6 protein-coding genes and 1 pseudogene are annotated in these 12,545 nt (G+C 60.7%); 5 read left to right on the top strand and 2 right to left on the bottom strand.

All coding sequences use genetic code 11. The features are described 5' to 3' along the window. The first annotated feature begins 525 nt into the window (after positions 1-525). The 5 genes and pseudogenes from C5748_RS19945 (at position 526) to C5748_RS19960 (ending at position 8,150) form a co-directional block, all read left to right on the top strand. On the top strand, positions 526-1,488 hold the full coding sequence (locus tag C5748_RS19945; protein ID WP_105743695.1) for a TAXI family TRAP transporter solute-binding subunit: 963 nt from the start codon (positions 526-528) through the stop codon (positions 1,486-1,488). 110 nt (positions 1,489-1,598) lie between these two features. Beyond that, positions 1,599-3,365 (top strand): TRAP transporter permease, encoded by a 1,767-nt coding sequence (locus tag C5748_RS19950; RefSeq protein WP_105743696.1) that lies wholly within the window; start codon positions 1,599-1,601, stop codon positions 3,363-3,365. Positions 3,366-3,541: 176 nt separating this feature from the next. After that, a pseudogene (locus tag C5748_RS29335) lies at positions 3,542-3,877 on the top strand (class I SAM-dependent methyltransferase); the annotation flags it as partial. A 206-nt stretch (positions 3,878-4,083) separates the two neighbouring features. After that, positions 4,084-4,245, top strand: coding sequence for a hypothetical protein (locus tag C5748_RS28985; RefSeq protein WP_245581881.1), 162 nt, complete (start codon positions 4,084-4,086; stop codon positions 4,243-4,245). A gap of 143 nt (positions 4,246-4,388) precedes the next feature. Further along, complete coding sequence (locus C5748_RS19960) at positions 4,389-8,150, top strand: type III effector HrpK domain-containing protein (RefSeq protein ID WP_105743698.1); 3,762 nt, start codon at positions 4,389-4,391, stop codon at positions 8,148-8,150. Between the two features lie 496 nt (positions 8,151-8,646). On the opposite strand, the gene C5748_RS19965 is transcribed toward C5748_RS19960, so the two are convergent. Then, entirely contained in the window at positions 8,647-11,796 is a 3,150-nt protein-coding gene (locus C5748_RS19965) for a LysM peptidoglycan-binding domain-containing protein (RefSeq protein ID WP_105743699.1), read from the bottom strand. A gap of 114 nt (positions 11,797-11,910) precedes the next feature. Beyond that, the gene (locus C5748_RS19970; protein ID WP_105743741.1) at positions 11,911-12,534 is read right to left on the bottom strand and encodes a L,D-transpeptidase; all 624 of its coding nucleotides are present in this window, start codon (positions 12,532-12,534) and stop codon (positions 11,911-11,913) included. Positions 12,535-12,545: the final 11 nt, after the last annotated feature.

Raw genomic sequence — 12,545 nt, forward strand, 5'->3', positions numbered from 1 at the left:
GCATGGGCGGGGTTTCTCAAACTGTCCTTGAACACGCTTCAACTCTGCTCGTACCGCCAAACCTGTTGAAGCGACCTGGCCGGCCCCATTAAGAAGGTCCACCGGCTACGTTGGAGAGAGACCCGGCGGTTATTATGGTCGCCGAGGTTGGCCGACCTCAGGGGAGCGTAGAGCAGACCAGCGGAGCGAGGCAAGATGGCTTGTGGCGCTGGCGGTTTATAGCCAAGCGAGCTGTGCGGCCCGATGGTGTTGTACAGCTTAGCGACGGAACACCCACGGGCCCGGAGCGCGCGGTTGCCGATCGACCCGATCACCATCGGCGCCTGCGGATCACAAACCTCGGTTTTGATCGCGAACGCCATGTTACGGCTCTTCTTCCCAATGAGTACGAAGCGGCATGATCGGCTGGATTCCGTCCGTCCACTCATTTTCCGGCAAAAATGGCATAATTCATGTTGTGATGCTTGGTCAAACCGGATGGCGCCTGCTATGCGGAACGCAGCAATACAGGGAGGACTTCCAGCAATGTTTCGTTCAGCCATCAAAGCAATGCTCGCCTCGGCCTTGGCCTTCGGCGTCGCCACCACCGCCGCAAGTGCCGAAACCCGCGTGACCTACAAGTCCGCCAAGGCCGGCTCGTCCTATTACCAGATGGGCGTCGAGATCGCCGAGGCGATAAAGAAGGGCACCAACGGCAAGATCATCATGACCATCGAGGAAAGCCAGGGCTCGGTGCAAAACGTGATGGAAGTGCGCGCGCGCGGCGGGGACTATGTCTTCACGACGCCGCCGGCGCTGGTCGGTGCGGCGCAAAAGGGGACCGGAGCCTTCGAGGGCAAGGGCGATCCGAAATTCGCCGAAATCCGCGGCCTGTTTCCGATCCCGTCGCTCACCATGCACTTCGTCATGTCGAAGGCCTCGGGCGCAAAGGATTTCGCCGGCATGCAGGGCAAGACCATTTTGCTCGGCAAGGGATCCTTCGGCGCGACGGAGGGCGAGAAATATCTCGGCCTGTTCGGCCTCGATGGCAAGGTGAAGATCGCCGACGCGGAACTTTCGAACGCCGTCGCCGCGCTGAAGAACGGCCAGATCGACGGGTTCGTCACCGCCGGCTCCTGGCCCGCGCCGAACGTTTTGGAGGCCGCAGCAAGCGTCGATGTCACCATCCTGTCGCTGACGCCTGAGCAACTGGCCGAGACGAAGCGCGCGCCATTGACCATCCCTGCCGGCACCTACGCCGGCCAGGACAAGGACATACTGACGACGTCCCTGCCTGTCGTCGCCTATACCACGACTGCGATGGACGAAGAGACCGCTTACCAGCTCACCAGGACCTTTTGGCAACAGAAGGAGGCGATGAGCGGTTCGGCGCCCTGGTGGAAGGGCGTCGACAAGAGCCTGATGGCCAATATAGCCGGCAAGCTGCATCCCGGCGCCATCCGCTACTACAAGGAAGCGGGTTTTGAACTGGCTGAAGGCCAGATGTAAACCTCGTGCTCGCGAAGCGTGCGGCGGATGCCGCGCTCTTCGCTTTGCCTCCAGCCTTTTCATTTTCACCTGATCGTTCCCCATCTGATCGTCCCCCATCTGATCGTCCCATGACCAAACGCATTCTCCTTGCGGCTCTTGCCGGGCTGCTCGTCGCCTTTCACCTGGGGCTGATCTTTTCCGGCCTCGTGCCGAACCTCGTCAGCCGGCCGCTGCACATGGCGCTGATCCTGCCATGGCTCTTGATCTTCGCGCCTTCGACCGGCCTGATGCGCCTCTCCGGCTGGGTGCTGGCGATTGCGGGGATCGCGGCGTGCGTGTGGGTGGCGTTGAACGAGCAGGACCTTGCCGACCAGTATGGCTTCCTGGAAGGTCCCATGCAGATCGGGATCGCCGTCACGCTGCTCATCGTGGTGCTGGAGACGGCGCGTCGGGCCATTGGCTGGGCGCTGCCCGGCGTCGCCGCGCTGGCGCTGCTCTACGGCCTGTTCGGCCAATATATTCCGGGCGAGTTCGGTCATGCGGGCACGCCGCTGGCAAGCTTCCTCGGCACGCTGACGATCGCCGAGGGCGGTTTGTGGGGCAGTCTGACCGGTGTCTCGGTCGGCACGGTCGCGATCTTCGTCATCTTCGGCGCGGTGCTGAACGCCGGCGAGGCGGGGCGGGGCTTCATGAACGTGGCGGCGGCGGCTGCCGGCCGGCTGAACGGTGGCGCAGGCAAGGTGTCGGTCATCTCGTCTGCATTGTTCGGCTCGATCTCCGGGTCGGCCTCGGCGAATGTGGCCTCTACCGGCGCCATCACGATTCCGGCGATGGTCGGGCTCGGCTATCCCAAGCGGCTGGCCGGCGCGATCGAGGCGGTGGCATCCTCCGGCGGGCAGATCATGCCGCCACTGATGGGGGCAGGGGCCTTCGTGATGGTGGAACTGACGGGCACGCCCTACACCGGCATCATGGCGGCGGCGACCTTGCCTGCCATCCTCTATTTCCTCGCCGTCTGGATGGGCATCAACGCTTTCACCACACGCTATCCCTTAAAAGGTCTGCCGGACGATCAGAAACCCGTTCTGCGCGACGTTCTCGTCACCTCGGCTTTCTTCCTGGTGCCGTTCTCGGTCCTTTTGTGGGGCATGTTCTGGGCGCGCTACACGCCGCAATATGCAGCCGCTTTCGCCATCCTCGCCGGAACCGTCCTGCTGTTGGTCGACGGCAGGCTGCATTTCAGCGGGCGCGCGGCGCTGGCCCGGTTCGAGAATGCCCTGATCGCCGCGGCGCGGCAGGTATCGATGATCGCGGCGATCATCCTTTGCGCCTCGCTCATCATCGGCGTGCTGTCGATCACCGGCCTTGGCGTAAAGATCACCTCGCTGATCCTGTCGGGCTCCGGCGGCATGTTGTGGCCGTCACTGTTCCTGACCGCGGCGGCCTGCCTTATCCTGGGCATGGAGGTGCCGACGACAGCCGCATACGTCATCTGCGTTTCGGTCGCCGGACCAGCGCTCACGCAGCTCGGCCTCGCGCCGCTGCAGGCTCATCTCTTCGTGTTCTGGTTCGCGCTTTTGTCGACCATCACGCCACCCGTCTGCGGCGCTGTCTTCATCGCTGCCGGCATGGTGCGCGAAGACTGGCTGAAGGTGGCCTTCACCGCGATGGCTCTGGGCGTCGGGCTCTATCTGATCCCGCTGGCGATGATCGCCAATCCGAACCTGCTTGCCACAGCGCAGGCGCCGGTCGCGGCCCTGTTTGCCGGCGTCAAGGTGGCCGTCGGCCTGACCTGCGTTTCCTACGGGCTGATCGCCGCTTATCGGCTCCCGGTCCGCGCGGCGCTCGTGGCGGCCGGGCTCGGCGTTTTATTCGTGCCGTTCAGTCCGCTTTAGGGCAGGTTGGTTAGGGACCGCGTTCAGTCTCGGAGGGCCAGATCATAGACACAGGCTTGTCGCCGCAAACACTGCAATTCATCCAGGCAAACTTTCCTGTCCTTCCGGTCCCGTCCGTGCCGGAAATCAGTTTGCACAAAGCTGTCCCGAAAAGCGGGTTGTGGCGTCTTGCCGAAATGGACGCGCATGGTTTTGGCGAACCATACTGGGCTCATTACTGGGGCGGAGGCCTCGCGCTGGCACGGCACATTCTCGACCATCCCGAAACGGTCGCAGGTCGCGGCGTGCTCGACCTTGGCACCGGTTCCGGCATCGTCGGCATCGCGGCGGCCAAGGCAGGCGCAGGGCACGTGATCTGTGCCGACACCGACAGATACGCCACGGCAGTGGCTCGTTTGAACGCAGTGACAAACGGGGTCGGGATTGCAACGTTCCTGGGTGATATGACGGCCAACCCACCGCCTACGGTAGACATTGTCCTTGTCGGTGACCTGTTCTACGAGCGCGACCTTGCTGCACGCGTCACGACTTTTCTGGATCGATGCCTTGGGGCGCATATCGAGGTGTTGATCGGTGATCCATGGCGAGCGTTTCTGCCCCATTCACGACTTCGCTTGGTGGCCGAATATCCAGGGCTGGATTTCGGACAGGGCGCGCAGGCCCGCGAAAGGCAAAATGCCGTTTTCTCCTTCAGAGAAACCGTGCACAGGGACAAGCCATGCCTTGGAAAATCGCCGAAACGATCGCTGCGGATGCTCTTGTGCGCTTGGAGGGCGCTACATTGCTACTCGCCCTGTTCGATGATTCCCATGCGATGGAACGTGTCGTCGATGCGGTTCTGATGGACGCCAACGCGGCGGCAAGTGCGCACGGCAAGTAGTTTGAGTGCGACGAAGTTTGGCGGTGTGATTGTCCGAAATGAATGGCTGCTTGTCACAAGCACTTCACACACCAGCGTTTAATCTTAACGCAATCCTTACTCGAAACAGACCGCAAAGTCACAGCGACAGGAGAGGCGTCCCGATGTCCAAAGTCACGAGCAAACCTTCGAGCCCCGTTGATCCGGATTCAGTCGACCCGAATAATGTTGGCGCATGGGAAGATGCTCAAAAGCAGGCAAAGGACGCTGGCATACGCTGGGAACGGCCTGCAGGTGACAATCGTTCGGCGGAGGAGATCATCAACGACAATCCCTTGTTGCGCGATCTTGGCAACCAGGCCGGCGTCAGGGATTCGCTGGAGGCGCGCGTCGGTGGTGACATCGAGACGGACGCCGACGCCGCCTATCGCGCCGTGCAGGTGCTCGAGCATATCGAGAGATTTGATGCCGACGGAAATCGCATCGTCGGCGGCGATGTCGATAATGGCGAGGTGAACGGCTTCAGCCGGGGCGGCGATGCCTATAACGGCACGGAAGCCGGCCGTCTTCAGGATTTCGGTAAATATGGCTTCTCCAACCTCAGGGGCGAATTGCAGGACGTCTCGTCTGCCGCTGACGATCCGGAGGCCCGTAAACAGGCCGAGGAACTCGGCATCCAATGGGAGCGCCCCGAGGGCGATGACCGCTCGGCACAGGATATCATCGATGGCGACCCGCTGCTGAAGAACCTCGGCAACCAGAGCCAGGTCAAGGACATGCTGAAGGAACGTGTCGGCGATTACGAAAAGGATGCCGACGCTGCCTATCGCGCTAGCCAGGTGCTCCAGCACGTCGAGCAGCTTGATAGCGATGGCAACAGGATCGTCGGCGGCGATCGTGGCAATTCCAGCATCGACGGTTTCACCAGCAGCGATGAAGCGCGACACGGCACGGAAGCCGGTCGCCTTCAGGATTTCGGCAAGGACGGGTTTGAAAGCCTGAAGGGCAAGTTGCAAAGCCCGGAGGCTGCGGCCGACAACGAGGAAGCCCGTAAACAGGCCGAGGAACTCGGCATCCAATGGGAGCGCCCCGAGGGCGATGACCGCTCGGCACAGGATATCATCGATGGCGACCCGCTGCTGAAGAACCTCGGCAACCAGAGCGGCGTCAAGGACATGCTGAAGGAACGTGTCGGCGATTACGAAAAGGATGCCGACGCCGCCTATCGCGCTAGCCAGGTGCTCCAGCACGTCGAGCAGCTTGATAGCGATGGCAACAGGATCGTCGGCGGCGATCGTGGCAATTCCAGCATCGACGGTTTCACCAGCAGCGATGAAGCGCGACACGGCACGGAAGCCGGTCGCCTGCAGGATTTCGGCAAGGACGGCTTCTCCGCCCTCAAGGGCAAGATGGCAAACCCGGATATGGTCGGCGACAACAAGGAAGCCCGAGAAGCCGCCGAAAAGGCCGATATCAAGTGGGAACTGCCGGAGGACGATAAGCGCTCGGCGCAGGACATCATCGATGACAATCCTCTACTGAAGAACCTGGGCAACCAGAGCGGCGTGAAAGACATGCTGAAGGAACGTGTCGGTGATTTCGAGAAGGATGCCGACGCTGCCTACCGGGCGATACAGGTTCTCGACCGCGTCACGATGTACGATGCGGAAGGCAAGCTGCAGTCCGGCGATACGGTATCCAACAGCAGCATCGACGGTTTCACCAACAGCGCCGAAGCCCGCAACGGCACCGAAGCCGGACGTCTGCAGGATTTTGGCAAATACGGTTTCGAATCGCTTCCGGCGGCGCAGAAGACGGAAGACATCGGCAGCTACAAGGACTTCCTCAGCGCCAACAAGGATGCCGACGAAACCTCCAAGACGCTCGCCAAATACGGCGCCCTGCTCGAGCAGAACTACGACACGATCAAGGCCAAAACCGGCAATGACGAAGTGACGGCCGAAGATCTCAAGAAGTACATGGACGAGAACCCGCAGATCGGCGACGACTTCAAAGAAGCGCTGAATTTCTGGTCGAAACCCGGCGCATTCAATTCGCTCGAGACCGCCGCCGACCCCTTGAAGTTCAAGCCGGATGGTAATGTCAGCAAGGCCGACATCAGCAACTGGATCAAGACGCAGGCGCCGAAGGATGCCGGGGCAGCCATCACTTTTCTAACCGGGGCGGTCAACGGAAATGCGGTTGGCGGAACCGACACGAGCAAGCTGAACAAGGATATCTTCGAGAATCCGGACAAGTACTCGGCGAAGGAAAAGGCCGCAGCGCTTCAGGAACTGCTGACCGCGCAGCAGCTGGTTATCAAGGGCGCCGAGGCAGGCATGTGGGGCGACGACTACGGCAAGGTCAGCATTTCCAACCGTGCGCGCACCCATCCGGATCCGAACGAAATACTCAATGACATCAACGGGCATATCAGCATCCTCGAAAGCGATCCCGAGGTTATAAAATACCTCAATGAGAATAGCGCCAAGCAGATGACGGAGCTTCTTGACGAGAACGAGGGTCTCAAGGACGCGCTGCAGACCACCTACGATGACGAGATCAAAAACGGAAAGTCGCTGGACAGCCTTTGGGACACGCATACCAAAGACGGCAAGACCGACCAGCAGGCGGCGCTTGCGGAGTTCTATACATCGGCAAGCCTGTACCAGGAGGCGCTCGGCATCAAGGGTCCGGCTGCGATCCAGGAGGCGGTCGGCTCTTCAGAGCACGCCCAGGACTTCAAGGATTTCTACGAGCAGTCTCTCGCCTCCGGCAAACGGCTGGAAGAACTGATGGAAACCAACACCTTCGAGGAGGCGGTCGGCGCGTTCAGCGCGGAAGTTGCGCTTTATAACGCGACGCTCGACCCGGAGTTCACCGGCAAGTTCGACAAGCAACTGAATGACAACTTCAACAGGGTCGCGCAGGAAAACGTCTTGAAAGACGGAACTTTCGATGACCTGAAAAAGACATTCGGCATCGATGGCGGCGATGAACTGGATGAGGCGAAGGTAAAATCGGTGATCGAGGAGATCATCAAGAACGATCCGGAGCTTCTGGCCAACCCGGATGGAACCACCGCAACGGCCGACCAGATCCTTGCCGGCATCAGGGGCAGTTGGGACGTTCTGCGGCAGGGAACCAAGTCGCTATCCGAACTTAAATCGGATTGGCTGAACCCCGATGTAAAGAAGCTCTCCGACAAGGGGGTTCTGCATGGCATCAGCGGTGTCTTCATGGCTGGCGTCACCATTGCGAAAGGCGCGCAAAGCGGTGGAAACCTCACCGAGAGAAATCTCGTCGATATCACAACGGGTTCGATCTTGACGTCAACGCTGCTCACGGAAGGCGGTGTCAAAGCCTACAAGGACTATTTGAAGACCGTCGTGGAAAAGCATCCCGACAGTTCCATCGGTAAAACAATCGGCAAGATGTCCGACGCGAAATTCAACGACTATTTGAGCAAATGGACACGCGGGGAGAATGCCGCCAAGGGCGTCGGCGGCTTGGCCGGCATCGTGGCGGGCGCTTATGGCATCTTCGATGGCGTCCAATCGATCCGCAAGGGCGACAAGGTCAGTGGTGGCATCAGCATCACCGCAGGCTCCCTGGGGGCGCTGGCGGGCCTTGCTTCGGCCGTTGAGGGTGGCGTCGGCGCCTTGGGTTCCGCTGCCGTGAGGGCGGCCATGGCCCCGATTGCGGGCATTGCCGGCGTCCTCGGATTGGCGGCCGCTGGTGTCGGCGCCATCGCCATGTTCCTGCCCGGTCTGATCGCGGAAGGCAAACAACAGGTAAAAGCCGACAATTTCGGCTCGCTTCTCGGCGACTATCTCACGAAGTACGAAATCGATGGCGTGCCGAACGGGGACCTATCGGATGTGCCGGACGACGCTTGGCCCGAGACGAGCGACGGTCTGTCGTGATGAGCATAGGGCTCTGACGCGAAACGGCTTGAATCATACGAGGAAAGGGGGCGATGCGCCCCTTTCTTACTTGCCGTGCCATGCCACGATCTGCCTGATAAGGCGATCAGGATTCCTACGGTCTCCTTCCCGGCATCCTCTCTACCACATCTCAAACACACAGGATTCCTGTGACAAGCACAGGAATGACGGTAGATTGACTATTGGCGGTCAATTGCTGGCGTTTCCGTCCGTAGAACGGTCGCTATAGGGGCGAAATCATCTCCATTTCCGTCATTCCTGTGCCCGGGCCTGTGCTTGTCACAGTTGCCATGCCTCACCGATGCCGCTGTTGCTACGGTTGGAATAGGATGTTTACCACCGTCAAGATTGAGGAACGCCTGAACGCATCGTTTCCGTCTGAAAGTGAACCGCTCCAGGATCAGTCCCGCGGTCACCATGATGTTGGCAGTAACGTCACGAAATCGAGCCAAAACCCGGGGCGATGTCGGGCCCGTCAGGATACAGGCAGGGCCAGTTCCGGTATGCCGAGCGTGTCGAGAGCAATGTCGATCTGGGTTACTGAACTGGGCGAGGCGTCCCCATCCTCGACATAGAATCGCTCGCCGAAAAAGGTCTTTCTCGGCGTAACGACTTCCTGATTGTAAAGAATGTCGCTCGTATATTCGTAATCGTCGGTTGCTGTCTGCTCCAACTTGGTCGCATCGCCGCCAAATTCGTCGATCGTGTGATGCAAATTGTCGCGCAACGTCGCCAGTTGTTCCGCCGACATGCCGTTCAACCAGTCCGTGAAGGCTGTGCGATGTGCGGCATCGTCCAGGTCGAAACCTTTTTCATTGGCATATTCCACGAGAAGGGGAACGGGGCTGTGGCCGTCGCCACTGTTGTCGATCAGCGCCTGCGAAGCCGCCACGCTGAGTTCCGACGTATCGAGGAACTGTGCCGAACGCGAGGTCTCGTATTTGTTGTTCTCGCGAACCCCTTCCACGATCATCGACGCGCCGACGCCGAGGATGACGACGCCGAGACCGATCGGCCCGGCGATCGTACCGGCACCGAACGTTGCGGCGAGCCCGCCGGCTGCCGTTGCGGCATGGATGCCGCCCAACAGCGGGTCGCCTCCAGCAAAAGCCTGGATGGAATTGACCCCGTCAAAGACCGACGCGACCGCACCGAGGAATTTGGTGCCGGGTCTCAGGCTGCCGTCGAAATAACGGACCGCGAAGGAATCCGGTGCGATCATGTCGAGCCCCCTGCCGATCTCGATCGAGCGCTGCGCAAGACCTGCCGCATCGAAGGTCGCCTTCAGGATCGTTTCGACATTGGGCGTGGTGAACGCGGCCTCGGCCGAGTTCATGAGGCCGACCGCGGATGCGCTGGCGCCGATCGTCCGCAGCAACTGGCCAGGAATGGTGGAACTGGAGAAGCTGCGGATGCCGTTTTGTTGGTGACTATCCAATCCCTTCAGCTTGGTATCCAGATCCTGCATCTTCTGTCGTGTGATCGCTTCGGTGTCGCCGGCCTCCGGCAGCGATGCCTCGATCGCATCGATCGCTTTGTTCATGTCCTTTTCGGTGACGCCGAGAAGCGTGGCGAATTTGCCGTCGCGGAACTTTTCCAGGCCGTCGCGGATCTCTGCCATGCTGGCGGCATCGCCCGGCTTGAAATCGGCGATCTTCGGCAGGATGTCGCGCTGTACGAACTGGGTGAAGATTTCCTCGACCAGCTTGCGACCACGGTCCGTCAGTCGCGCCTGCCGGCTGGCGAAGTTCAATGCGGCGGGGCTGTCGAGAAGTTCGGGATTGGTGCGCAGCGCCGTCTGGATCGCAAGATAGGAGCGGTCGTCGTTGAGGATATTTTTGATTTCGTTGTCGATCAGCGCTTTCTGTTCGGCGGGCTCGTCAGGAAAGGCTCCGAGCTGCGTCATCTGGTTCAGCAGCGTTTCTCCGTGTTTGGCGACGTCTTCCTGAAGCTGCTTTTCGGTCTGTGTCCAGGCACCTTCGACGCGACCGTCTTCAGGCTTGTCCATCGTGGCCTTATAGTCGTCAATCGCCTTCTGCAGCTCATCCGGCGACATCGTGTCGCCGTGATTTTCGATGAGCCAGCGAAGCTCCTCCATGTGGACGGAATATGCATCGACGGCGCTGTTGGCCGCGAACTGGGTCTGCCGGACGCCGGGGAGAACGTCCTGCTCCAGCAGCGTCGTATCCGACCCCATCCGTTCGGCAAATTCGAGGCCATATTGCAGGCTGCCGCCCTCACCGATACTCCGGGTCAGCGCGTGCTGGGCATAAAAGCTCATATCGGCCCAGCGTTCGATGGTGCTATCGCCGAGTGGCGTGCCCTCGATGCGTTCAGCGACTTTCAGCATGGCCTCGACGCCGCCGGTGCCAAGCATGGAGAAGCCGGCCTGCTGCTGGTAGAGGCTGTTGGCGCGTTCGATTTCGACGGTGGTTTGAGACACGAGCGCGGCCGCCAGTTCCGGCGGCGCGCCATCGGTCATGGCATCGAGGCGCGCAAAAGTCTCCAAGGGTTTCGACTGGTTGTCAATCGATGGGTCGAAATCGCCGAGCGGTTCGGTCGCATAGTCGGCCATCGCATCGATGAAGTCGTTGCCGTAGCCGGTGCGCAGCAACATCTCCTGCATTTCGGGGCTGGCATTCTTGTAGCTTTCGGCAAAAGCTTGGAACTGCGCCTTCGGATCATCGCCAGCCGCTCTGGCGTTATCGACGATGGAGCGGATCTGCGCTTCTGCTTCGGGGCCATTATGGCCGGTGCTTGTCAGCGGGATTCCCGAGGATGCGGCAGCCCGTTCGATTGCAATCTGGGCCGGACCGGCATCCCTCCAATCGCGGTCATAAAGATTCTGTAGCGCGTCGGGGCGCTCGGCTTCCGGCAGGGTTTCGAGGAAGGTCTCGATGTCGCGGGCGAGGGCGGTGGTTTCGCGGCTGTGATCGACCGCCGCCGACGGGTCGGCATATTCCAGTGCGTTGCCGTGATCGTAGAGTTCGGATGCGAAGACCTCGATCGGATCGCTCTCCAGACCGGCGGCTTCCACCGCTTTCGAAACGGCGATACCGGCCGGACCCGCATCAACCCAGTCTGCTTGTGAAAGGCGCAGCGCCGCGGCCTGACGTGCTTCCGGTGGCAGGGCCGAGAGATAGTCGGCGATGTCTTGCTCCATCGCCGCCGTCTCCGCGGCAGCGTCGATCCCGTCCGACGGTTCGCTGTATTCGACCTGATTGCCACGGTCGTAAAGCGAGTCGATGAAAGCCTCCTCACCGGCGGGCTTTCCGGTCGGATCAACGGAAGTATCAGCGATAATCTCCGGCTCCGGCGCTGGCAGGATGATGATATCGCCTGGGTGGATGAGATCGCCATTGCGGTTGATTTCATCGGCGTTGATCGCCAGGGCTTCGGCCAGGTCAGCATGGTTTTCGCGTGCGATTTGCTCGAGCGTATCGCCCGCCTCGACAACGGAGACGCGATCGCCGAGTTCCGCCTGATCCTTGCCGCCTTCCCGTTCTCTGGTGACGAGCGCGATCTCGCGTCGGAATGCTTCACCTTGCGCTGCCGGGATTGGCGTTGCGGTATCCCCGTTCTCGCTAAAGCGATTGCGGGCGTTCACGTCGATCCTGTAGGCCATGGCGTGCTCTTGATCTGATTGACGGAAAAGTCGACGATACTGCTCTGGATGGCGCAACTATAGGCAACCGGCCGGCGCGTGGGGTTACAGTTTCATGAAAGTTTTTTGGCGATCCTAAAATACGCGGACCCTGGCACCGACGCCGACGCGTTCGTAGAGATCGATCACGTCGGTATTCGTCATGCGAAAACAACCCGATGATGCGGCTGCTCCCACCGTCTCCGGCTCGTTCGAGCCATGGATGCGGTAAAGGGTTTCGCCGAGATAAAGAGCGCGCGCACCAAGCGGATTGTCCGGGCCCCCGGCCATATGCCGGGGCAGGTCCGGCCGGCGGGCGAGCATATCTGCAGGTGGGCGCCAATCCGGCCATTGCCGCTTGGCGCTGATGCGTTCGGTCCCGTGCCATCCGTAACCCTCGCGACCGACACCGACCTGATAGCGCTGCGCAAAGCCGCCCGCCTCGATCAGATAGAGGCGGCGCGAGACGGTATCGATCACGATGGTGCCGACGGGTTCTTGGCTCTGATAGGCGATGCGTTGCCGAGTGCTGCGATCGGCATTTTCGTTTCCGGCATGCGGCGTGGAAGGGGCTGGGCCGGGCCGTGTCGGTGAAAACAGGAAGTCGATGTAGCCTTCATCGAATATCGGCGCTCCCGCGGGTTGGGCGTGAAGCGGCGCACTCGCGACGGTGAGAAATGTCGCAAGCGTGAAAAACCATCGGGCGATACGTATGGGCATCGTTTGCGTCC

This window comes from Phyllobacterium phragmitis (genome assembly GCF_002980495.1).
Lineage (GTDB): Bacteria > Pseudomonadota > Alphaproteobacteria > Rhizobiales > Rhizobiaceae > Paramesorhizobium > Paramesorhizobium phragmitis.